Origin of the sequence: Streptomyces sp. NPDC059828 (genome assembly GCF_042731955.1) — a bacterium.
In the GTDB taxonomy this organism is placed as follows: domain Bacteria; phylum Actinomycetota; class Actinomycetes; order Streptomycetales; family Streptomycetaceae; genus Streptomyces.
The window spans coordinates 41,083-64,060 of record NZ_JBHWIW010000011.1; the positions used below are offsets into that span (position 1 = coordinate 41,083).

Annotated in this window: 21 protein-coding genes; 17 read left to right on the top strand and 4 right to left on the bottom strand. The window is 69.9% G+C overall.

Annotated features, from left to right (window positions below; all coding sequences use genetic code 11):
• Positions 1–238: 238 nt before the first annotated feature.
• Genes pgsA through ACFV6V_RS09555 form a run of 3 tightly spaced genes read left to right on the top strand, consistent with a single transcriptional unit; the run spans position 239 to position 2,981 of the window.
• Complete coding sequence (gene pgsA / locus ACFV6V_RS09545) at positions 239–904, top strand: phosphatidylinositol phosphate synthase (protein WP_361285833.1); 666 nt, start codon at positions 239–241, stop codon at positions 902–904.
• Positions 901–1,797 (top strand): phosphatidylinositol mannoside acyltransferase, encoded by an 897-nt coding sequence (locus ACFV6V_RS09550; RefSeq protein WP_385561550.1) that lies wholly within the window; start codon positions 901–903, stop codon positions 1,795–1,797. The genes pgsA and ACFV6V_RS09550 overlap by 4 nt, the downstream gene beginning before the upstream one ends.
• Positions 1,794–2,981, top strand: coding sequence for a glycosyltransferase family 4 protein (locus ACFV6V_RS09555; RefSeq protein WP_385561553.1), 1,188 nt, complete (start codon positions 1,794–1,796; stop codon positions 2,979–2,981). The genes ACFV6V_RS09550 and ACFV6V_RS09555 overlap by 4 nt, the downstream gene beginning before the upstream one ends.
• 243 nt (positions 2,982–3,224) lie before the next feature.
• Here the strand turns inward: ACFV6V_RS09555 and ACFV6V_RS09560 are convergent, their stop codons facing one another.
• The gene (locus ACFV6V_RS09560) at positions 3,225–3,767 is read right to left on the bottom strand and encodes a hypothetical protein (RefSeq protein WP_385561556.1); all 543 of its coding nucleotides are present in this window, start codon (positions 3,765–3,767) and stop codon (positions 3,225–3,227) included.
• A gap of 306 nt (positions 3,768–4,073) precedes the next feature.
• Here ACFV6V_RS09560 and pdxS point away from each other — a divergent pair, with 306 nt between their 5' ends.
• The 12 genes from pdxS to ACFV6V_RS09620 all read left to right on the top strand — a co-directional run bounded on the left by pdxS (position 4,074) and on the right by ACFV6V_RS09620 (position 16,716).
• Positions 4,074–5,000, top strand: a complete 927-nt coding sequence (pdxS, locus tag ACFV6V_RS09565) for a pyridoxal 5'-phosphate synthase lyase subunit PdxS (protein WP_385561559.1) — start codon at positions 4,074–4,076, stop codon at positions 4,998–5,000.
• Positions 5,001–5,006: 6 nt separating this feature from the next.
• Positions 5,007–5,624, top strand: coding sequence for a pyridoxal 5'-phosphate synthase glutaminase subunit PdxT (gene pdxT, locus ACFV6V_RS09570; RefSeq protein ID WP_385561562.1), 618 nt, complete (start codon positions 5,007–5,009; stop codon positions 5,622–5,624).
• A gap of 63 nt (positions 5,625–5,687) precedes the next feature.
• On the top strand, positions 5,688–6,440 hold the full coding sequence (locus ACFV6V_RS09575; protein WP_385561564.1) for a YebC/PmpR family DNA-binding transcriptional regulator: 753 nt from the start codon (positions 5,688–5,690) through the stop codon (positions 6,438–6,440).
• 118 nt (positions 6,441–6,558) lie between these two features.
• Complete coding sequence (gene ruvC / locus ACFV6V_RS09580; RefSeq protein ID WP_385561567.1) at positions 6,559–7,092, top strand: crossover junction endodeoxyribonuclease RuvC; 534 nt, start codon at positions 6,559–6,561, stop codon at positions 7,090–7,092.
• Positions 7,089–7,700 carry a Holliday junction branch migration protein RuvA gene (ruvA, locus tag ACFV6V_RS09585; RefSeq protein WP_385561570.1) on the top strand — a complete coding sequence of 204 codons (612 nt, stop codon included), beginning with the start codon at positions 7,089–7,091 and terminating at the stop codon, positions 7,698–7,700. Before ruvC ends, ruvA begins: the two co-directional genes overlap by 4 nt.
• Positions 7,701–7,723: 23 nt before the next feature.
• Positions 7,724–8,800, top strand: a complete 1,077-nt coding sequence (ruvB, locus tag ACFV6V_RS09590) for a Holliday junction branch migration DNA helicase RuvB (protein ID WP_385561573.1) — start codon at positions 7,724–7,726, stop codon at positions 8,798–8,800.
• 168 nt (positions 8,801–8,968) lie between these two features.
• Entirely contained in the window at positions 8,969–9,460 is a 492-nt protein-coding gene (gene yajC / locus ACFV6V_RS09595) for a preprotein translocase subunit YajC (protein ID WP_385561576.1), read from the top strand.
• Positions 9,461–9,607: 147 nt separating this feature from the next.
• On the top strand, positions 9,608–11,386 hold the full coding sequence (gene secD, locus ACFV6V_RS09600; RefSeq protein WP_385561579.1) for a protein translocase subunit SecD: 1,779 nt from the start codon (positions 9,608–9,610) through the stop codon (positions 11,384–11,386).
• A 1-nt stretch (position 11,387) separates the two neighbouring features.
• Positions 11,388–12,500 carry a protein translocase subunit SecF gene (gene secF, locus ACFV6V_RS09605; protein WP_385561582.1) on the top strand — a complete coding sequence of 371 codons (1,113 nt, stop codon included), beginning with the start codon at positions 11,388–11,390 and terminating at the stop codon, positions 12,498–12,500.
• Positions 12,497–13,039: an adenine phosphoribosyltransferase gene (locus ACFV6V_RS09610; protein ID WP_385561585.1), complete on the top strand. Its 543-nt coding sequence runs from the start codon at positions 12,497–12,499 to the stop codon at positions 13,037–13,039. The genes secF and ACFV6V_RS09610 overlap by 4 nt, the downstream gene beginning before the upstream one ends.
• Before the next feature lie 168 nt (positions 13,040–13,207).
• A complete protein-coding gene (locus ACFV6V_RS09615) occupies positions 13,208–15,712 on the top strand; it encodes a RelA/SpoT family protein (protein ID WP_385561587.1) in 2,505 nt (834 codons plus the stop codon).
• 521 nt (positions 15,713–16,233) lie between these two features.
• Positions 16,234–16,716 (top strand): hypothetical protein, encoded by a 483-nt coding sequence (locus ACFV6V_RS09620; protein WP_385561590.1) that lies wholly within the window; start codon positions 16,234–16,236, stop codon positions 16,714–16,716.
• Here ACFV6V_RS09620 and ACFV6V_RS09625 read toward each other — a convergent pair.
• The 3 genes from ACFV6V_RS09625 to ACFV6V_RS09635 form a co-directional block, all read right to left on the bottom strand.
• Positions 16,709–17,914: an IS110 family transposase gene (locus ACFV6V_RS09625; protein WP_385561593.1), complete on the bottom strand. Its 1,206-nt coding sequence runs from the start codon at positions 17,912–17,914 to the stop codon at positions 16,709–16,711. The two genes, ACFV6V_RS09620 and ACFV6V_RS09625, sit on opposite strands and share 8 nt — an antisense overlap.
• Positions 17,915–18,403: 489 nt before the next feature.
• On the bottom strand, positions 18,404–19,633 hold the full coding sequence (locus tag ACFV6V_RS09630; RefSeq protein ID WP_385561596.1) for a DUF349 domain-containing protein: 1,230 nt from the start codon (positions 19,631–19,633) through the stop codon (positions 18,404–18,406).
• 175 nt (positions 19,634–19,808) lie between these two features.
• Positions 19,809–20,606 (bottom strand): peptidylprolyl isomerase, encoded by a 798-nt coding sequence (locus ACFV6V_RS09635; protein WP_385561598.1) that lies wholly within the window; start codon positions 20,604–20,606, stop codon positions 19,809–19,811.
• A gap of 246 nt (positions 20,607–20,852) precedes the next feature.
• On the opposite strand from ACFV6V_RS09635, the gene ACFV6V_RS09640 reads away from it, so the two are divergent.
• The gene (locus ACFV6V_RS09640) at positions 20,853–21,566 is read left to right on the top strand and encodes an MBL fold metallo-hydrolase (protein WP_385561802.1); all 714 of its coding nucleotides are present in this window, start codon (positions 20,853–20,855) and stop codon (positions 21,564–21,566) included.
• A gap of 11 nt (positions 21,567–21,577) precedes the next feature.
• Entirely contained in the window at positions 21,578–22,840 is a 1,263-nt protein-coding gene (gene hisS, locus ACFV6V_RS09645; protein ID WP_385561601.1) for a histidine--tRNA ligase, read from the top strand.
• Positions 22,841–22,978 lie beyond the last annotated feature (138 nt).

Genomic DNA, 22,978 nt, shown 5'->3' on the forward strand with positions numbered 1-22,978 from the left:
TGCACGGTGAGGTGAGGGCGCGGACCCGGGGGCGCCGTGTCGGGGAGACCCCCGGCCGGAACGAGTCGCTCGCTCCGGCACATGCCCGCGGTGGTCTTTCGAGCTTTCCACTCCCTTCACGGTGCGTCCATACGTCGTACGTGACCGGGGGAGTCCGCTCGCCCGCGACCGGCTTGACTACGATGGGCCCGCCGGTGGCCATTGGGGCCGCACGGCCCCACAGAATCCCGGGACGGCCATGCTGAACAAGTACGCGCGTGCGTTCTTCACGCGTGTCCTCACACCGTTCGCCGCGTTTCTGCTCCGCAGGGGGGTGAGCCCCGACGCGGTCACGCTCATCGGCACGGCCGGAGTGATGGTGGGGGCGCTGGCCTTCTTTCCGCGCGGAGAGTTCTTCTGGGGCACGATCATCATCACCCTGTTCGTCTTCTCGGACCTCGTCGACGGGAACATGGCCCGCCAGGCCGGCATCTCCAGCCGCTGGGGCGCCTTCCTCGACTCGACGCTGGACCGGGTGGCGGACGGGGCGATCTTCGGCGGATTCGCCCTCTGGTACGCGGGCAAGGGCGACGACAACATGATGTGCGCCGTCGCCATCTTCTGCCTGGCCAGCGGGCAGGTCGTCTCGTACACCAAGGCGCGGGGCGAGTCCATCGGCCTGCCGGTCGCCGTGAACGGGCTGGTCGAGCGTGCCGAGCGACTGGTCATCTCGCTGGTCGCGGCCGGTCTCGCCGGGCTGCACGGCTTCGGCGTGCCCGGTATCCAGATCCTGCTGCCGATCGCGCTGTGGATCGTGGCGGTGGGTTCCCTGGTTACCCTGGGGCAGCGGGTGGTGACGGTGCGTCGCGAGGCGGCCGAGGCGGACGCCGGGGCGTCATCAGAGGGGAGTGGGGCGGCTTCATGAAGGAACGGCTGACGGACGCGCTGTACGGACTGGGCTGGTCCGCGGTGAAGAAGCTGCCTGAGCCCGCCGCGACGGGACTCGGCCGCAGGATCGCCGACACCGCCTGGAAGCGCCGCGGCAAGGGCGTGCTGCGCCTGGAGTCCAACCTCGCCCGGGTCGTCCCCGACGCGGGCCCCGAGCGGCTCGCCGCACTCTCCCAGGCCGGAATGCGCTCCTACATGCGCTACTGGATGGAGTCCTTCCGGCTGCCCACCTGGGACCAGGAACGCGTCAGGCACAGCGTTCACATCAATGAGGTCCACCGGCTGACCGACGGCATCGCGTCGGACCGCGGTGTTGTGCTCGCGCTGCCCCACATGGCCAACTACGACCTCGCCGGTGTCTGGGTCACCCGTGCCCTGGACACCCCGTTCACCACGGTCGCCGAACGCCTCAAGCCGGAGAGCCTGTACGACCGGTTCGTCGCCTACCGCGAGTCGCTCGGCATGGAGGTGCTGCCGCACGTCGGCGGCTCCGCGTTCGGCACCCTCGCCCGCCGGCTGCGCGAGGGCGGTCTCGTCTGCCTGGTCGCCGACCGCGACCTCTCCGCCTCGGGTATCGAGGTCAAGTTCTTCGGCGAGACGGCCCGGATGCCGGCCGGGCCGGCGCTGCTCGCCCAGCAGACCGGGGCCCTGCTGCTGCCCGTCACCCTCTGGTACGACGACACCGAGGTCATGCAGGGCCGTGTCCACCCACCTGTCGACGTACCGGAGACGGGTACCCGGGCCGAGAAGACGTCTGTCATGACACAGGCGCTGGCGGATGCCTACGCCACCGGAATCGCCGAACACCCGGAGGACTGGCACATGCTTCAGCGTCTTTGGCTCGCGGACCTCGAGGAGCCGAGGGCATGAGGATCGGCATCGTCTGCCCGTACTCCTGGGATGTCCCCGGTGGCGTGCAGTTCCACATCAGGGACCTGGCGGAGCACCTGATCCGGCTGGGGCACCAGGTGTCCGTACTCGCTCCCGCCGACGACGACACCCCGCTCCCCCCGTACGTGGTCTCCGCGGGGCGCGCCGTGCCCGTGCCCTACAACGGCTCGGTCGCCCGGCTCAACTTCGGCTTCCTCTCCGCGGCCCGCGTACGGCGCTGGCTGCACGACGGCACCTTCGACGTCATCCACATCCACGAACCCGCCTCACCCTCCCTAGGGCTGCTGACCTGCTGGGCGGCGCAGGGGCCGATCGTCGCCACCTTCCACACCTCCAACCCTCGCTCGCGCGCGATGATCGCGGCGTACCCGATCCTCCAGCCCGCGCTGGAGAAGATCAGTGCCCGTATCGCGGTCAGCGAGTACGCCCGGCGGACCCTGGTCGAGCACCTGGGTGGCGACGCCGTGGTCATCCCGAACGGCGTCGATGTGGACTTCTTCGCCACGGCGGAGCCCAAGGCCGAGTGGCAGGGCGGGCGCGCCTCCGGCGAAGCCGGAGGGGACACCATCGGCTTCATCGGCCGCATCGACGAGCCCCGCAAGGGCCTGCCCGTGCTGATGAAGGCCTTCCCGAAGATCCTCGCGGAGCGCCCGGACACCCGGCTCCTCGTCGCCGGGCGCGGCGACGAGGAGGAGGCTGTGGCCTCCCTCCCCGCGGAGATGCGCTCGCGTGTGGAGTTCCTCGGCATGGTGAGCGACGAGGACAAGGCCCGGCTGCTGCGCAGCGTCGATGTGTACGTCGCACCCAACACGGGCGGCGAGAGCTTCGGGATCATCCTGGTCGAGGCCCTCTCGGCGGGCGCACCGGTGCTGGCCTCCGACCTGGACGCCTTCGTCCAGGTCCTGGACCAGGGCGCCGCGGGTGAACTCTTCGCCAACGAGGACGCGGACGCGCTGGCCGCCGCGGCGGTCCGGCTGCTCGGTGACCCGGCCCGCCGGGAGGAGCTCAGCGCGCGGGGCAGCGCGCATGTCCGGCGCTTCGACTGGTCGACGGTGGGGGCGGACATCCTCGCGGTCTACGAGACCGTGACGGACGGTGCCGCTTCGGTGGCGGCGGTGGAACGACCCGGCCTGATGGCCCGTTTCGGCCTGGCGCGCGACTAGGCCCGTGTTTGAGAAGGAGCATCGTCCGCTCGAAGGGCGGGGCCCGCGGCGTCCGGTGCGTGCCATCGCGAGGCGGTAGGCCGTCCTCGTACGGGGCGTACTCGGACGGTCTCGACGACGCAGCGAGTGTGCGTGCCAGGCGCCGCCTGCCAGGCGGGAGTTCTCAGACGCGGCCCGGGTCCTGACCGGGCGGTCGGAGCCGGCCCACCACCGTGAAGGGCGTCGCGTGCGTCGCCTGGCGGATCAGGCAGGACGGTCCGCGAGCGCGAGCGGGGGCTCGTCGTCCATCTCGAACGCCAGCGGGAACGGGGCGTGACCGGCGAGACGGAACCAGCGGACCTTGCGGTGCCGGCGCAGCGCGCGGGCGGCGCGGACGGCGTCGTTGTGGAACCGGCGCGCCATGGGGACGCGTCGCACCGCCGCTGCGAGCTCGTTCGCGGCGTCGTCGCCGCCCGGGGCCTCCCTTACCGCCTCGACTTGCTCCGTCTCGCCGAACACGGCACGCAGCGCCTGGCTGAGCTCGCTCTCCGCGACCTCGCGGTGCTCCTCGTCGGCCTGGCGTGCGGCGTGGGCGGCCTCGTACAGCACGATCGAGGAAGCCGGATCGAGCACTCCGGACGTGGCGAGTTCCTGCGTGACCGATGCGCGCCGCAGCAACTGGGCGTCGAGCGCGGCGCGGGCGGCGTCGATCCTCGCGTGCAGGCGGTCGAGACGGCCTGCGGTCCAGCTCAGGTAGAGCCCGATGAGGACGAGCGCGACGAGGATCCAGATCATGGTTGCGGTCACGGCGGGCAAGGGTACCGGTCAGTGCCCGTGTGCCCGCACCGCCTGGGGCGTTGGCCGCCTGTGGCGCGGGGCCCGGTCCGCCCCCGGCCTGGCTGCCCGACTGCCCGGCCTGTCCGGTGGTCGGAGGACGGACTTCGGGGGTTCGAGGACGGACTCCGGTCCGCAACGGGGTGCGGCGCACGGGCCACGCTGCCCGCCCGGTGGCCACCCAGAACGAGCCACAGCCTCATCATTGGCCCTTGCAGTGGCCTGGCCCGCCCTGTTTGCTCGACGGAGCACTACCGCACCAACTCCCGTCGTCACCGAATGAGGTCGATCGTGTCCAGCACGCTTCCCACCACGCCCCAGTCCCCCGAGACCGGCACCGCCCGCGTGAAGCGCGGCATGGCCGAGCAGCTCAAGGGCGGCGTGATCATGGATGTCGTCACCCCGGAGCAGGCGAAGATCGCCGAGGACGCGGGCGCCGTGGCGGTCATGGCCCTGGAGCGGGTGCCGGCCGACATCCGCAAGGACGGCGGCGTGGCCCGGATGTCGGACCCCGACATGATCGAGGGCATCATCGACGCCGTCTCCATCCCGGTCATGGCCAAGTCGCGCATCGGCCACTTCGTCGAGGCCCAGGTGCTCCAGTCCCTCGGCGTCGACTACATCGACGAGTCCGAGGTGCTGACCCCGGCCGACGAGGTCAACCACTCCGACAAGTGGGCCTTCACCACCCCGTTCGTCTGCGGTGCCACCAACCTGGGTGAGGCCCTGCGCCGCATCGCCGAGGGCGCGGCCATGATCCGTTCCAAGGGCGAGGCCGGCACCGGCAACGTCGTGGAGGCCGTGCGCCACCTGCGTCAGATCAAGAACGAGATCGCCAAGCTGCGCGGCTTCGACAACAACGAGCTGTACGCCGCCGCCAAGGAGCTGCGCGCCCCGTACGAGCTGGTCAAGGAAGTCTCCGAGCTCGGCAAGCTGCCGGTCGTGCTGTTCTCCGCCGGTGGTGTCGCCACCCCCGCCGATGCCGCGCTGATGCGCCAGCTCGGTGCCGAGGGTGTCTTCGTCGGATCCGGCATCTTCAAGTCGGGCGACCCGGCCAAGCGTGCCGCCGCCATCGTGAAGGCCACCACCTTCTACGACGACCCGAAGATCATCGCGGAGGCTTCCCGCAACCTGGGCGAAGCCATGGTCGGCATCAACTGCGACACCCTCCCCGAGACCGAGCGCTACGCCAACCGCGGCTGGTAACCACTGATGAGCACCCTCTCCCAGCCTTCGGCGGTGGCACCCCCGCTGATCGGGGTCCTGGCCCTCCAGGGCGACGTACGGGAGCACCTGATCGCCCTGGCCGCGGCGGATGCCGTGGCCAGGCCGGTCCGGCGTCCCGAGGAACTCGCCGAGGTCGACGGTCTCGTCATCCCCGGCGGCGAGTCCACCACCATCTCCAAGCTGGCCCATCTCTTCGGGCTGATGGAGCCGCTGCGTGAGCGCGTGCGCGCCGGCATGCCCGTCTACGGCACCTGCGCGGGCCTGATCCTGCTCGCCGAGAAGATCCTCGACCCGCGCTCGGGCCAGGAGACCATCGGCGGTATCGACATGATCGTGCGCCGAAACGCCTTCGGCCGCCAGAACGAGTCCTTCGAGTCCGCGGTCGACGTCAAGGGCATCGACGACGGCCCCGTGGAAGGCGTCTTCATCCGCGCGCCATGGGTCGAGTCCGTCGGCGCCGAGACCGAGGTACTCGCCGAGCACGGTGGCCACATCGTCGCCGTGCGGCAGGGAAACGCGCTGGCCACCTCATTCCACCCGGAACTGACCGGTGACCACCGGGTCCACGCGCTGTTCGTCGACATGGTGCGCTCCGCGCGGTGACCTGGTCCCGGTAGGATCACAGGCGGACACAGCAGGGATTGGTTACGCGAAGGAGACAGGCAGATGTCCGGCCACTCTAAATGGGCCACGACGAAGCACAAGAAGGCCGTGATCGACGCCAAGCGCGGCAAGCTCTTCGCGAAGCTGATCAAGAACATCGAGGTCGCGGCCCGCACCGGTGGCTCCGATGTGGAAGGCAACCCCACGCTCTTCGACGCCATCCAGAAGGCGAAGAAGCAGTCGGTGCCGAACAAGAACATCGACTCCGCGGTCAAGCGCGGTGCCGGTCTTGAGGCGGGTGGCGCCGACTACGAGACGATCATGTACGAGGGTTACGGTCCGAACGGTGTCGCGGTGCTCATCGAGTGCCTCACCGACAACCGCAACCGCGCCGCGTCCGACGTGCGGGTCGCCATGACCCGCAACGGCGGCTCGATGGCCGACCCCGGCTCGGTGTCGTACCTGTTCAACCGCAAGGGTGTCGTCGTCCTCCCGAAGGGCGAGCTGAGCGAGGACGACGTGCTCGGTGCGGTGCTGGACGCCGGTGCCGAGGAGGTCAACGACCTCGGCGAGAACTTCGAGGTCATCAGCGAGGCCACCGACCTGGTCGCGGTCCGCACCGCGCTCCAGGAGGCCGGTATCGACTACGACTCGGCCGAGGCCAACTTCGTCCCGACCATGCAGGTCGAGCTGGACGAGGACGGCGCGCGCAAGATCTTCAAGCTGATCGACGCGCTGGAGGACAGCGACGACGTGCAGAACGTCTTCGCCAACTTCGATGTCTCGGACGATGTCATGGAGAAGGTCGACGCCTGATCCCGCTTCGTACGACGGGCCGACGGGGACGCACGCCCCCGTCGGCCCGTCGCGTTGCGGGGCGTTGTCAGTGCGAGCCGATAGCCTGCACGAACAGTTGGCTCAAAGGGGGTGGCGTGTGCGAGTGCTGGGGGTGGACCCGGGGCTGACCCGTTGCGGTATCGGCGTCGTCGAGGGCGTCGCGGGGCGCCCGCTGACCATGATCGGTGTCGGAGTGGTGCGCACCCCGGCCGATGCGGACACCAGCCACCGCCTTGTCGCCATCGAGCGGGGCATCGAGGGGTGGCTGGACACGCACCGGCCCGAACTGGTCGCCGTGGAGCGGGTGTTCAGTCAGCACAATGTGCGTACGGTGATGGGCACGGCCCAGGCCAGCGCCGTTGCCATGCTCTGCGCCGCCCGCCGCGGGCTCCCCGTCGTGCTGCACACCCCCAGCGAGGTCAAGGCCGCCGTCACCGGCAGCGGCCGTGCCGACAAGGCGCAGGTCGGTGCCATGGTGACCCGGCTGCTGCGACTCGACGCACCGCCGAAGCCGGCCGACGCCGCGGACGCGCTGGCCCTCGCCATCTGCCACATCTGGCGCGCCCCCGCGCAGAATCGCCTCCAGCAGGCGGTCGCCGCACACCACGCAAGGAAAGGCCGCAGCGAATGATCGCCTTTGTGAGAGGCCCCGTGGCCGCTCTCGCCCCGACGACGGCCGTGATCGAGGTCGGCGGCGTCGGCATGGCGGTGCAGTGCACGCCCAACACGCTTGCCGGGCTGAGGGCCGGTCAGGAGGCCACGCTGGCCACGTCGTTGGTCGTGCGCGAAGACTCGCTGACCCTGTACGGCTTCGCCGACGACGACGAGCGGCAGGTCTTCGAACTGCTCCAGACCGCCAGCGGTGTGGGCCCGCGTCTCGCCCAGGCGATGCTCGCCGTACACAGCCCGGACGCGCTGCGCCGCGCGGTGGCCACGGGCGACGAGAAGGCGCTCACCGCCGTGCCGGGCATCGGCAAGAAGGGGGCCCAGAAGCTGCTCCTGGAGCTCAAGGACCGGCTCGGCGAACCCATCGGCTCCGCCTCCCGCGCCGTCGGCGCACCCGTCACCCAGTCCTGGGGTGACCAGCTCCACGCCGCGCTGATCGGCCTCGGCTACGCCACCCGCGAGGCCGACGAGGCCGTCACCGCCGTCACACCCCTCGCGGAGGCCGCGGACGGCCCGCCGCAGATCGGCCAGCTGCTCAAGGCCGCCCTCCAGACCCTCAACCGCACCCGCTGACACCACACCCGAGGCGATCCACTGTGAACTGGGACGACGACACCGCATCGCCGACCGACGACGGCACCGAGGCGCGGCTCGTCGGCGCGTCCGCCGACGGCGAGGACCAGGCCGTCGAAGCCGCCCTGCGCCCCAAGTCGCTGGACGAGTTCGTGGGCCAGGAGCGGGTGCGGGAGCAGCTCGACCTGGTCCTGAAGGCCGCACTGGCCCGCGGCGCCACCGCCGACCACGTGCTGCTCTCCGGGGCGCCGGGCCTCGGCAAGACCACCCTCTCCATGATCATCGCCGCCGAGATGGGCGCCCCCATCAGGATCACCAGCGGCCCCGCCATCCAGCACGCGGGTGATCTCGCCGCCATCCTGTCGTCCCTGCAAGAGGGCGAGGTGCTGTTCCTCGACGAGATCCACCGGATGTCCCGGCCCGCCGAGGAAATGCTCTACATGGCCATGGAGGACTTCCGGGTCGACGTCATCGTCGGCAAGGGCCCGGGCGCCACGGCGATCCCCCTGGAGCTGCCACCGTTCACCCTGGTCGGCGCCACCACCAGGGCAGGACTGCTGCCCCCACCGCTGCGCGACCGCTTCGGTTTCACCGCCCACATGGAGTTCTACGAGCCGGCCGAGCTCCAGCGCGTCATCCACCGCTCCGCCCAGCTCCTCGATGTGGCCATCGACACGGACGGCGCCGCCGAGATCGCCGGCCGCTCCCGTGGCACGCCCCGCATCGCCAACCGGCTGCTGCGCCGGGTCAGGGACTTTACGCAGGTCAAGGCCGATGGCCGGATCACCCGGGAGATCTCCGCCGCGGCGCTCGCGGTGTACGAGGTCGACGGCCGAGGGCTCGACCGGCTGGACCGTGCGGTGCTCCAGGCCCTGCTCAAGCTGTTCGGCGGCGGACCGGTCGGTCTGTCCACCCTGGCCGTGGCCGTGGGGGAGGAGCGGGAGACGGTCGAGGAGGTCGCCGAGCCCTTCCTCGTGCGGGAGGGGCTGCTCGCCCGCACCCCGCGGGGACGCGTCGCCACCCCCGCGGCCTGGGCGCATCTGGGCCTCGTACCTCCGCAGCACGGCGCCGGTGGGCAGCAGGGTCTGTTCGGCGCCTGACGGCGCGGACGGTCGCCGGGCGGGGAACGACGGTGCCATGCTGGGCGTTGTTCCATCGATGCGGACTCGCTTAGACTCCGCCGATGCCGACCTGTCTGTCACGGTCGGCTGCCCACCCCCGTAGACCAGGCCGCAACGCAGCGCGGTCGTGCGAAGGAATTCCGTCCCGTGAATATCGTGACCCTCCTCCCCTTCATCGTGCTCATCGGGGCCATGTTCCTGATGACCCGCTCTGCCAAGAAGAAGCAGCAGCAGGCGGCGACGATGCGCAACCAGATGCAGCCCGGTACCGGAGTGCGGACCATCGGTGGGCTGTACGCGACCGTCAAGGAGGTCAACGACGACACGGTCCTCCTCGAGGCCGCGCCCGGCGTCCACCTGATGTTCGCCAAGAACTCGATCGGCGCCGTCCTCGACGACGCGGAGTACAACCGGATCGTGCACGGCGACGGGGACGAGGCCCTGAAGAGTGACACGCCGATCGTGCCGGACGACGCTTCCTCGCTCACCGGTGCCCCTGGCGACGACGACCACGCCGAGGATGGCAAGATCGACCTGGGCAAGAAGGACGAGGCGGACGACGCCGCTTCCGCGCCCGAAGCCAAGGACGCCGCCGAGGACGACGCGAAGAAGACCGACGGCGACACCGACGCGAAGTAGCAGCGACCGGGGGACCGCGGCGCGCCAAGTGCGCAGCCTGCGGTCCCCGGTTCGTGCCGACCACTGCGGGGGCAGGTCCCCACTACACTTCGTGGCCGCTCCGTCGCACACTCGGCGCGCAGCGGTTGGACAGGGAGAATCGAGAAGGTGGCAGCACCGAAGAAGGGCCGAAAGGCGCCCTCCGGTCAGGGAAAGCCAGGGCGCACCCTGGCGATGCTCCTGATCGTCATGGCCGCTCTGGTCGGCGGGATGTTCTGGTCCGGGGAGACGACTCCCCGCCTCGGCATCGACCTCGCCGGCGGTACGACGATCACGCTCAAGGCTGAGCCGGACGCCGGCAAGGAAAGCGCGATCAACCCGACCAACATGAACACCGCGGTCGGGATCATCGACCGCCGTGTCAACGGTCTGGGCGTCTCCGAAGCCGAGGTACAGACCCAGGGCGACCGGAACATCATCGTCAACATCCCCAAGGGCACGAACTCGGAGCAGGCGCAGAAGCAGGTGGGCACGACCGCCCTGCTGTACTTCCGCCCGGTCCTGGCCGTGGCCGCCGGGGCACCGACGACGCCTGAGCCCGCCAAGAGCGGCGCCCCGAGCACCAAGCCCAGCGCCACGCCATCGGCGAAGGCAGGCAACGGCGCGCCCAAGGCGACCTCCCCTTCCGGCGCACCCAGTGCCAGCACCCAGGGCCGCGCGGTGACCGACGCGCTGAAGGCCCCGTCGCCGGGCCCGAGCGGTGCTCCCGCGGCCAAGCCGTCCACCGCGCCCTCCGGCAAGCCGGGCGCCACACCCAGCGCGCCCCCGACGCCGTCCCCCTCGGACGCCGCGCTCCAGAAGAAGTTCACCGAGCTGAACTGCCTGGTCCCGGCTCAGCGCGCCAACGTCGGCAAGGGCACCACGGACAAGGACACCATCGTGGCCTGCGGCGAGAACGGTGCGGGCCAGTGGGAGAAGTACCTGCTGGGCCCGGCCGAGGTCGACGGCAAGGACGTCGACAGCGCCGCGGGCGTGCTGGACCCACAGCGCGGTATCTGGAAGGTCACCATGGACTTCACGAGCGCAGGCTCGAAGAAGTTCGCGGCAATCACCGGCAAGCTGTCGCAGCAGCAGCCGCCGATGAACCAGTTCGCCATCGTGCTGGACAACAACGTGGTCTCGGCCCCGTCGGTCAGCTCCACGCTGAGCGGTTCCGCGGAGATCACCGGAAACTTCACCCAGCAGTCCGCCCAGGACCTGGGGAACATCCTGAGCTACGGTGCGCTCCCGCTGGAGTTCAAGACCGAGACCGTCACCACGGTCAGCCCCGCGCTCGGTGGCGAGCAGCTCAAGGCCGGTCTCCTCGCGGGTGCCATCGGCCTCGCGCTGGTCGTGATCTACCTGCTGGCGTACTACCGGGGCCTGTCGGTCGTCGCCCTGCTCAGCCTGCTGGTCTCGGGAATCCTGACCTACACGCTGATGTCGTTGCTCGGCCCGGCCATCGGCTTCGCACTGAACCTGCCCGCGGTCTGCGGTGCCATCGTCGCCATCGGTATCACCGCGGACTCGTTCATCGTGTACTTCGAACGCATCCGTGACGAGATCCGCGAAGGCCGCACCCTGCGTCCGGCCGTCGAACGTGCCTGGCCGCGCGCCCGGCGCACCATCCTGGTCTCCGACTTCGTGTCGTTCCTCGCCGCCGCGGTGCTCTTCATCGTCACCGTCGGCAAGGTGCAGGGCTTCGCGTTCACCCTCGGTCTGACCACCGTGCTCGACGTCGTCGTGGTGTTCTTCTTCACGAAGCCGCTCATGACGCTGCTGGCCCGTACCAAGTTCTTCGCGAGCGGTCACCCGTGGTCGGGTCTCGACCCGAAGCGGCTGGGCGCCAAGCCCCCACTGCGCCGCTCCCGGCGTACCTCCGCCCCCGTCGACCCGAAGGAGGCGTGAGATGTCGCGACTCGGAACTCTCGGCGCCCGGCTCTACCGCGGCGAAGTCGGCTATGACTTCGTCGGCAAGCGGAAGATCTGGTACGGCGTCTCGATCCTGATCACCATCACGGCCATCGTCGGCCTGGCGGTGCGGGGTCTCAACATGGGCATCGAGTTCAAGGGTGGTGCCGTCTTCACGGTCGAGAAGGCATCCTCGATCTCGGTCGCCCAGGCCCAGGAAGCCGCCCAGGAGGCCTCGGGGCACCCGGCGATCGTGCAGAAGCTCGGCAACGGCAGTATGCGCATCCAGGTCAGCGAGGTGGACGGCGCCCAGGCCGGGCAGGTCGGCGACGCGATCGCCAACGAGCTGAAGGTCCCCGCGGACAAGATCAATGACGAGGTGGTCGGCCCCAGCTGGGGTGAGCAGATCGCCAACAAGGCATGGACCGGCCTCGGCGTGTTCATGTTCCTCGTGGTGATCTATCTGGCGATCGCCTTCGAATGGCGCATGGCGCTCGCCGCGCTGATCGCCCTGATCCACGACCTCACCATCACCGTCGGTGTGTACGCACTCGTCGGCTTCGAGGTCACCCCGGGCACCGTGATCGGTCTGCTGACCATCCTCGGCTACTCGCTCTACGACACGGTGGTCGTCTTCGACAGCCTCAAGGAAGGCACGAAGGACATCACCAAGCAGACCCGCTGGACATACAGCGAGATCGCCAACCGCTCGATCAACGGCACCCTGGTGCGTTCGATCAACACCACCGTGGTGGCGCTGCTGCCGGTCGCCGGTCTGCTCTTCATCGGTGGAGGCTTCCTTGGCGCGGGCATGCTCAACGACATCTCGCTGTCGCTGTTCGTGGGTCTCGCCGCCGGTGCCTACTCGTCGATCTTCATCGCCACTCCGCTGGTCGCCGACCTGAAGGAGCGCGAGCCGCAGATGAAGGCGCTGCGCAAGCGGGTCCTCGCCAAGCGCGCCGCTGCCGCGGCCAGGGGCGAGTCCCTCGACGACCCCTCATCGGAGGGTGCGGAGGGCGAATCCACCGAGCGCAAGGCGACCGCCGCAAGCGCCGTCGTGGGCCAGCGCGACCGCGGTCGTGGCCGTCCCTCGCAGGGAAGGCGCCGATGACGGGAGCGACGCGCGAGCTGCTGCTCAGCCGTATCCGTGACGTGCAGGACTATCCGAAGCCGGGGGTGCTGTTCAAGGACATCACCCCGCTGCTCGCGGACCCGAAGGCGTTCGCGGTGCTCACCGACACCCTCGCCGAGCTGTGCGTGCGCGAGGGAGCGACCAAGATCGTCGGCTTGGAGGCACGCGGCTTCATCCTGGCCGCGCCGGTCGCCGTCAAGGCCGGGATGGGCTTCATCCCCGTACGCAAGGCGGGCAAGCTCCCCGGTGCGACCCTGTCCCAGGCGTACGACCTGGAATACGGCTCCGCCGAGATCGAGGTTCACGCCGAGGACCTCGGCACGGACGACCGCGTCATGGTCATCGACGACGTGCTCGCCACCGGCGGCACCGCGGAGGCGTCGCTGGAGCTGATCCGCCGCGCCGGCGCCGAGATCGCGGGCGTCGCCATACTGATGGAGCTGGGCTTCCTCGGCGGGCGAGCCCGCCTGGAGCCCGCCCTTCGGGGCGCTCCGCTGGAGTGTCTGATCACGCTCTGAGCAGCGCCGCGCCGCTCAGCGGTCCGGAGAACGGGCACCCGGGAACACCGGGTGCCCGTTCCACGTTGTGGACAGACCCGGGTCCCCGGGCGAGGTCGTCGCCCGGGATCGATACCATGGCATTTCCGGGCCTGACCGGGGGACCCGGATCCGCCTGAGGAGCAGCCCTTGCCAGACGAGGCCAAGCACGCCACCGCGCAGTCCGAGCAGCAGGCCGAGCAGGCTGTCGCGGACTCCGCCACGCCCGAGGGTGAGTCCGTGCCCGAGCGGAGCGAGCAGCCCCGCCCGGCCGAGGGCTGGGGCAGCGCGAAGAGCCAGGCCCCGGCACCGGTGACCGCCCCCAAGCCCGCCCCGGCCGCGCCCTCGCGTTCGGGCGGTTCGTCCAACCGCGTCCGCGCCCGGCTTGCCCGGCTCGGGGTGCAGCGCTCGAGCGCCTACAACCCCGTCCTGGAGCCGCTGCTCAGGATCGTCCGCAGCAACGACCCCAAGATCGAGACGTCGACGCTGCGCCAGGTCGAGCGCGCCTACCAGGTGGCCGAGCGCTGGCACCGCGGTCAGAAGCGCAAGAGCGGTGACCCGTACATCACCCATCCCCTGGCCGTCACCACCATCCTCGCCGAGCTTGGCATGGACCCGGCGACTCTCATGGCGGGCCTGCTGCACGACACCGTGGAGGACACGGAATACGGCCTGGACACCCTGCGCCGCGACTTCGGCGACCAGGTGGCCCTGCTGGTCGACGGCGTGACCAAGCTGGACAAGGTGAAGTTCGGCGAGGCCGCGCAGGCCGAGACCGTGCGCAAGATGGTCGTCGCCATGGCCAAGGACCCCCGGGTGCTGGTCATCAAGCTCGCCGACCGGCTGCACAACATGCGCACGATGCGCTACCTCAAGCGGGAGAAGCAGGAGAAGAAGGCCCGCGAGACGCTCGAGATCTACGCCCCGCTGGCGCACCGCCTGGGCATGAACACCATCAAGTGGGAGCTTGAGGACCTCGCATTCGCGATCCTCTACCCCAAGATGTACGACGAGATCGTCCGGCTCGTCGCCGAGCGTGCGCCCAAGCGCGACGAGTACCTCGCCATAGTGACCGACGAGGTCCAGACCGATCTGCGCGCCGCCCGGATCAAGGCCACCGTCACCGGCCGCCCCAAGCACTACTACAGCGTCTACCAGAAGATGATCGTCCGCGGCCGTGACTTCGCGGAGATCTACGACCTGGTCGGAATCCGTGTCCTCGTCGACACCGTCCGCGACTGCTACGCGGCGCTCGGCACCGTCCACGCCCGCTGGAACCCGGTCCCGGGGCGGTTCAAGGACTACATCGCGATGCCGAAGTTCAACATGTACCAGTCGCTGCACACGACGGTCATCGGACCCAACGGCAAGCCCGTCGAACTCCAGATCCGGACCTTCGACATGCACCGCCGCGCCGAGTACGGCATCGCCGCGCACTGGAAGTACAAGCAGGAAGCCGTGGCCGGTGCTTCCAAGGTCCGCACCGATGTCCCCAAGGTCAGCGGCAAGGACAAAGACGCGCTCAACGACATGGCGTGGCTGCGGCAGCTCCTCGACTGGCAGAAGGAGACCGAGGACCCGGGCGAGTTCCTGGAGTCGCTGCGCTTCGACCTGTCCCGCAACGAGGTCTTCGTCTTCACGCCCAAGGGCGATGTCATAGCGCTGCCCGCGGGCGCGACCCCGGTCGACTTCGCGTACGCCGTCCACACCGAGGTCGGCCACCGCACCATAGGAGCCCGGGTCAACGGCCGGCTGGTGCCGCTCGAGTCCACCCTGGACAACGGCGACCTGGTCGAGGTCTTCACCTCCAAGGCCACGGGTGCGGGCCCGTCCCGCGACTGGCTCGGCTTCGTCAAGTCACCGCGCGCCAGGAACAAGATCCGCGCCTGGTTCTCCAAGGAACGCCGCGAGGAGGCGATCGAGCAGGGCAAGGACGCGATCGCCCGCGCGATGCGCAAGCAGAACCTGCCGATCCAGCGCATCCTCACCGGGGACTCGCTGGTGACGCTGGCGCACGAGATGCGCTACCCCGACATCTCGTCGCTGTACGCGGCGATCGGCGAGGGCCATGTCGCCGCGCAGGGCGTCGTCCAGAAGCTCGTCCAGGCACTCGGCGGCGAAGAGGCGGCCACCGAGGACATCGCCGAGTCCGTACCACCGTCCCGTACCCGTGGCCGCAAGCGCCGTGCGAACGCCGACCCTGGCGTCGTGGTCAAGGGCGTCGACGACGTCTGGGTCAAGCTCGCCCGCTGCTGTACGCCGGTGCCGGGAGACCCCATCATCGGCTTCGTCACCCGCGGCAGCGGAGTCTCGGTCCACCGCGCGGACTGCGTCAACGTGGACTCGCTCTCGCAGCAGCCCGAGCGGATCCTGGACGTCGAGTGGGCGCCGACGCAGTCCTCGGTCTTCCTGGTCGCCATCCAGGTGGAGGCTCTGGATCGTTCCCGGCTGCTGTCGGACGTCACACGTGTCCTGTCCGACCAGCACGTCAACATCCTCTCGGCCGCGGTCCAGACCTCCCGTGACCGGGTCGCCACCTCCCGCTTCACCTTCGAAATGGGCGACCCCAAGCATCTGGGCCACGTCCTCAAGGCGGTACGCGGCGTGGAGGGCGTCTACGACGTCTACCGCGTCACCTCGGCGCGGCGCCCTTAAGGGTCGGTCCGGGGTCGGTCCGGGGCGATCTTCTCGGGCCCTCGACTGCGGCTGCGGCGCTGGCTGCTGGCTTCGCCGGGTGGTACGGCCACGCTGCGTTGTGGGAGTCGCCTGAGGATCCCAGTACGAGGGTGGTCCGACTCTGCCTTCGGCGGGGGAGCCCCACCGTCTTGCGATGTGTCCCCTCGGCCCGGAGGGCCTGGCGAGGCCCCACCCCCTCGGCCCGGGGGCCTGGGGAGGCCCCACCCCCTCGGCCCCAGGGGGCCGGATCACGCTTCGGCGCCGGAGGGGGCCGGTGGGAGGCCCACGCTTCGGCCCCGGAGGGCCGCGGGAGACCCCCACGCATCTGACGCCGCGGGCTGATCCTCAAGGAACGCCCGGACAGGACCCAGCGCGGCGTGGAGCGCCCGACCCGGTGCGCTTCCTGCCGAGGGGGCGCCCGGTGCGCGGGGGGGTGCCTCTATAGGGTTCGTCAAGGAAATCGGGCTGCGTTCGGGCGGGTGGCCAGGCAGCATGGCGAGATGCCAGATCTGCTGTGGGACGACGTCAGGGAGTTCTTCGACCCTGGCCTGATGGGGTCGCTGCCAGATGGGCGGGTCGCAGATACCTCGGTCGAGGACTGGCAGGCGGTGCTTGATCTGGTGCGGTCGCAGGGGTGGTCGTGCGAGTACTCCGAGGACGGCGTCCCGGTTCGGCTGCCGCGAGCTGCGGACATGCTGGCCCGCAGCGAGGGCGCCGACGCGTTGTTGAGGGTCTGGCCCGCCACTGGATTCCTGGTGATCTTTCGGGCGTATGAGGCCAGCTCTATCGACTTCGATGTTGATCTGCGAGAGCTGTGGGGCCAGGACGGCGTCAACCTGCTGTGCCGTCTGCTGCGGGCGATCGGGCGCCGGCTCGGCAAGCCAGTGACGTTGACTCCGGAGTCCGATCCGCTCCACCCCGTTCTCGGGTTCGATGTCGATGCCGACCGCGTGGTGCTGCTGGCGGAACCACGGCTCAGCTGACCGCTTCGGCTGGCCGGGACTCGTAGAAGGTCCCGTCGCGGAGCATGGCGAACAGGACGTCGACCCGGCGCCTGGCCATACAGAGAAGTGCCTGGGTATGCCGCTTCCCTTGGCCGATCTTCTTGTCGTAGTAGGCGCGGGAGGCCGGGTCGCCGAGTGAGGCGAACGCGGCCAGGAAGAACGCCCGTTTCAGCTGCTTGTTGCCCCGTCGGGAGGGTTGCTCGCCGCGTATGGAGGAGCCGGAACTGCGGGTCGCCGGGGCGAGCCCGGCGTAGGAGGCCAGGTGGGCGGCGGTCGGGAACGCGCTCGCATCGCCCACGTCGATCAGGACGCGGGCACCGGTTCTGGTCCCGATGCCGGGCATGGAGGTGAGGATCTTGGACAGTGGGTGCTGGTCCAGCAGTTCCTGGATGCGCTTCTCCAGGATTTTGCGCTGTTCGAGGACGGCACGCAGGGAGCCAGCCAGGCTCGGCACGATCAGTGCGGCCGCCTCGGTGCCCGGGACGACCACGGTCTGTTCGTCGAGGGCGGTGAGGATGTCCTCGACGAGGCGCTCGAACATGCGTGGGGCCAGGAGCCGGGCAACGGCGAGAAGGCGGCGGCGTCCGGCCTTGCGCAGGGTGGCCGGTGAGCCGAACCGCTCCAGCAGGGCGAGGACCGCCGGGTGGTCCAGCCGTGGCCCCAGCACGCGTTCCAGGTGCGGGTGGATCTGGGTGAGCAGTCCGCGCAGGCGGTTGGCGATGCGGGTGGCTTCGCTGGCCAGGTCGTCGTCGAAGCCGACGATCATCTCCAGCTCGGCGATGGTCTCGTCGGTGAGCTCGATGCCGCGCAGGGTGTGCGGCATGGTGCGGGCGGCGTCCGCGATGACGGCCGCGTCGCGGGCGTCGGTCTTGGCTTCGCCGGGGTAGAGGTCGGCGATGCGGCGCATCGTCAGGCCGGGTAGGTAGGCGACGCGGCATCCGGCGTCCCGGGCGACCGCCAAGGGCAGGGCGCCGATGGAGGCGGGCTGGTCGACGACGACCAGGACGGTGCCGTGCTTGGCCGTGAGCTTGTCGAGCACGGCCCGCATCTTGGGCTCGCTGTTCGGCAGCCGCTTGTCGAACACTCGCTTGCCGGCCCGGGTCACCGCGGTTCCGTGGTGTTCGCCCTTGCCGACGTCCAGGCCGAGGAAGACGTCCACATCGCCGGTGTCGATCACGCTGATCCCTTACGAGGTCGTGCTGTCCCGGCCTCGTTGGCGTGGCACCAGTCGCCGGCATCCACGTTACGAAGAGCCTCCCAGCACGCTGGTGGTCCTGCCTCTATCAGCGGTCTACCGATGCCTCCGGCCCGGTGACACCACCCCCCGGATCATGCGAACTACAGGGGGGAACAGTCATGCCGGACCGGAGGCCGGGAGCCCCGTTGCGGGGCCACCAAGAAGGTAACGGGGGGGGCTTCGCGGTGTACCGGACGGCGTGCAGTCGGGCGGTGTGTCCGTCCGCGATCGCCTGCTGACCGCAAGCACACGGTCCCGGACGTCGAGCTCGGCGCAAGCCCGGAAACCGGCCTCCCTCGAGACTGAGTCCGGGAGAGGCTGACGACCACACTCCTGGACGCCCGCATGGTGTACGGCACACCGGAACGCCGAAGGGCCCGGCGGCACGCAGCCACCAGGCCCTCCGGCTCGCTCGCGCAAGCGGGAATCTCAGCCGCCGAACTCCTGGAGCCCCTTCAGGGCCTGGTCCAGCAGCGCCTGCCGCCCTTCCAGCTCCCTTGCCAGCTTGTCGGCCTTGGCGTTGTTGCCCGCCGCACGCGCCGTGTCGATCTGACCGCGCAGCTTGTCGACCGCCGACTGGAGCTGGCCCGTCAGCCCCTCGGCGCGGGCTCGCGCCTCGGGGTTGGTGCGGCGCCACTCGGCCTCCTCGGCCTCCTGGATCGCCCGCTCCACCGCGTGCATCCGGCCCTCGACCTTCGGGCGGGCGTCACGCGGGACATGGCCGACGGCCTCCCAGCGCTCGTTGATGGACCGGAAAGCGGCACGCGCGGCCTTCAGGTCCGTCACCGGCATGAGCTTCTCGGCCTCAGCCGCGAGCTCTTCCTTGAGCTTCAGGTTCTCGGTCTGCTCCGCGTCACGCTCGGCGAAGACCCCGCTGCGCGCGGCGAAGAACACGTCCTGCGCACCGCGGAAACGGTTCCACAGGTCGTCCTCGTGCTCGCGCTGGGCGCGGCCCGCCGCCTTCCAGTCCGCCATCAGCTCGCGGTAGCGCGCCGCGGTGGCACCCCAGTCCGACGAACCGGACAGCGACTCGGCCTCCGCGACCAGCCGCTCCTTCGTCTGCCTGGCCTGCTCCCGCTGTGCGTCCAGCGAGGCGAAGTGCGCCTTGCGGCGCTTGGAGAACGCCGAGCGTGCGTGGGAGAACCGGTGCCACAGCTCGTCGTCGGACTTGCGGTCGAGCCGGGGCAGGCTCTTCCAGTTGTCCACGAGCGCGCGCAGCCGTTCACCGGCCGACCGCCACTGCTCGCTCTGAGCCAGCTCCTCCGCCTCGGCGACCAGCGCCTCCTTGGAGTGCCTGGCCTCGTCGGTCTGCTTGGCCTTCTGCGCCTTGCGCTCCTCACGGCGCGTCTCGACCGTGGCGGCCAGTCCGTCCAGCCGCTTGCGCAGGGCGTCGAGGTCACCGACGGCGTGATGCTCGTCGACCTGCTGACGGATGTGCTCGATCGCCGTCGTCGCGTCCTTCGCGGACAGATCGGTGGTCTTCACCCGCTTTTCGAGGAGGCCGATCTCGACAACCAAGCCCTCGTACTTGCGCTCGAAGTAAGCCAGTGCCTCCTCGGGAGTCCCGGCCTGCCACGATCCGACGACCTGCTCGCCCTCGGAAGTCCGCACGTACACGGTGCCCGTCTCGTCGACGCGGCCCCACGGGTCGCTGCTCACAGCGCCTCCTCCACATGATGCCTGCGAAGCGTTCCGGCCCCGGGCATCGTCCACAGTTTCCCGGACGGGCCTCGCCCGTCCCTCACAGCGTGGACCCGGTCCACGCTGCACAACGCCAATCTAGGCGACCGGCCGCCTGGCTGTCCGCACTCGGCGCCGCCGAATTCGGCTGGGTTCATGCCTTGGCGACGGTCACCTTCTCCAAGGTGACAGCCTTCTTCGGGGCTCCGTCCGAGGCGCCGCCTTCGACACCCGCGGCTCCGACCGCCTTGACGGTGTCCAGGCCGGCGTCGTCGATGGTGCCGAAGGGCGTGTAGCCGGGCGGCAGTTTGCTGTCCTTGTACACGAGGAAGAACTGGCTGCCACCGCTGTTCGGCTGGCCGGTGTTCGCCATCGCGACCGTGCCCGCCTTGTAGGTCACCATGCCGTCCGCGCCCGCCTTGCCGAGGGCGGTCAGGTTCTCGTCCGGGATCGTGTAGCCGGGGCCGCCGGTGCCGGTGCCCTCGGGGTCGCCGCACTGGAGCACGAAGATGCCGGCCGTGGTCAGCCGGTGGCACTTCGTGTTGTCGAAGTAGCCCTTGTCGGCCAGCTGCTTGAACGAGTTGGCCGTGTGCGGGGTCTTGGCGGCGTCCATCGTCACCTTGATGTCGCCCTGGTTGGTCTTCAGCGACATCGTGTACGAGGCCTTCTGGTCGATGGCCATCTTGGGCTCGGCAGAGCCGCTCTTGCCCGTCTTCGGCGCCGGGGACGAGCTGACATCCTCGGGAGACGCCGCGGCGTCGTTGTCGTTGCCGTTGTCCGACAGCCCGACCGAGGCGTAGGCCGCCGCGCCCGCCGCCAGCACCACGGCGAGTGACGCCGCGATGATCGTGTTGCGGCGCCTGGCCTTCTTATGGGCCTCCTCCCGGCGCTGCTGCTGCCGCTCGAACTTCTCTCTGGCGAGCTGGCGCCGCCGCTGATCGCTGCTGACCACCGGGTCTTCTCCTTGTCGGTCGCGTAGGTGTGCGTGGGTGGATCACATGTGGAGCCACGAGCATGTGGAGCTGGTGGAGCTGGTGGAGCTACAAGTGTGGAGCCCACGGAGTCCCGCCCGAGATGTCCGGCGGAGCGTGCCCGTACCGTATACGGGTTGGCTGTGTAATGAGCACCGCCGGTAGGCTCTGAACTGCTGCATTCCGCAACAGCAATCCCGTCGGACGACGACACCGTGAGGACGATCGTGCTTATTGCCGGGTTCCCCGCAGGAGCCTGGGGGACCAATTGTTATCTGGTCGCCCCGGCCGCAGGCGAGGAGTGCGTGATCATCGACCCGGGCCACCAGGCCGCGCAGGGAGTCGAGGAAGCGCTCAAGAAGCATCGGCTCAAGCCCGTGGCGGTCGTGCTCACCCATGGCCACATCGATCATGTCGCCTCCGTCGTCCCGGTGTGCGGGGCCCATGACGTACCGGCGTGGATCCACCCCGCCGACAGGTACATGATGAGCGACCCGGGGAAGGCCATCGGCCGCTCCATCGGGATGCCGCTCATGGGCGACCTCACCGTGGGGGAGCCGGACGACGTGCGCGAGCTGACGGACGGCGCCGGGCTGAAGCTGGCGGGTCTGGAGCTGACCGTGAAGCACGCGCCCGGCCATACCAAGGGGTCGGTGACCTTCAGCCTGCCCGAGGCCGCGGACATCCCGCCGGTCTTCTTCTCGGGCGATCTGCTCTTCGCCGGCTCCATCGGACGCACCGACCTGCCCGGCGGTGACATGGCCGAGATGCTCGACTCGCTGGCCCGCGTGTGCCTGCCGCTCGAGGACTCGACCGTGGTGCTGTCCGGTCACGGCCCCCAGACGACCATCGGCCGCGAACGCGCCACCAACCCGTATCTGCGGGAGGTGGCCGCCGGCCAGGGAGACGGTGGCACCGCCGCTCCCCGACGAGGAATGTGACGAGACCTTCCGTGAGTACCTTCCAGGCCCCCAAGGGCACCTACGACCTGACCCCGCCGGACTCCGCGAAGTACCTGGCGGTGCGCGAGGCGATCGCCGCCCCGCTGCGGAGCTCCGGCTACGGCTACGTCGAGACCCCCGGCTTCGAGAACGTCGAGCTGTTCGCCCGCGGCGTCGGTGAGTCCACCGACATCGTGACCAAGGAGATGTACGCCTTCGAGACCAAGGGCGGCGACAAGCTGGCCCTGCGCCCCGAGGGCACTGCGTCCGTGCTGCGCGCGGCGCTGGAGGCCAACCTCCACAAGACCGGCAACCTCCCGGTCAAGCTCTGGTACTCGGGCTCGTACTATCGCTACGAGCGCCCGCAGAAGGGCCGCTACAGGCACTTCTCGCAGGTCGGCGCCGAGGCGATCGGTGCCGAGGACCCGGCGCTCGACGCCGAGCTGATCATCCTGGCCGACCAGGCCTACCGCTCGCTCGGGCTCAGCGACTTCCGGATCCTGCTGAACTCGCTCGGCGACAAGGAGTGCCGTCCGGTCTACCGGGAAGCCCTCCAGGGATTCCTGCGCGGGCTCGACCTGGACGAGGACACCCGCCGCCGTGTCGACATCAACCCGCTGCGGGTGCTCGACGACAAGCGTGAGTCGGTCCAGAAGCAGCTCGTCGGCGCGCCGCTGCTGCGTGACTATCTGTGCGACGCGTGCAAGGCGTACCACGAGGAGGTACGCGAGCTGCTGACGGCCGCGGGCGTGGCCTTCGAGGACGACGAGAAGCTGGTCCGCGGCCTCGACTACTACACGCGCACGACCTTCGAGTTCGTCCACGACGGTCTCGGCTCGCAGTCGGCGGTGGGCGGCGGTGGCCGGTACGACGGACTGTCCGAGATGATCGGCGGTCCTGCGCTGCCGTCCGTCGGCTGGGCGCTCGGCGTGGACCGTACGGTCCTGGCGCTGGAGGCCGAGGGCATCGAGCTCGAACTCCCCTCGTCCACCAGCGTGTTCGCCGTCCCCCTCGGCGACGAGGCGCGGCGCGTCCTGTTCCGCGTCGTCACCGAGCTGCGCAAGGCCGGTGTCGCCGCCGACTTCAGCTTCGGGGGCAAGGGCCTCAAGGGAGCCATGAAGAACGCGAACCGCAGCGGTGCGCGCTATGCGGTCGTCGCGGGCGAGCGGGACCTCGCCGACGGCTTGGTCCAGCTCAAGGACATGGAGTCCGGAGAGCAGAGCGCCGTCGCGCTCGACGGCCTGGTGGCGGAGATCCGGTCACGTCTGTCCTGACGCGGTTGCCGGGTGCGGGCGCACGCGAGCCCCCACCCCGCCCCCCCAGCCGGGCCATTCCGGTGGGTCCACAAGGACCCCACGGACAGGACACCAAGAGCAGCCCCAGCCCCAGAGCGCAGGTCACGGCCGCCGTAC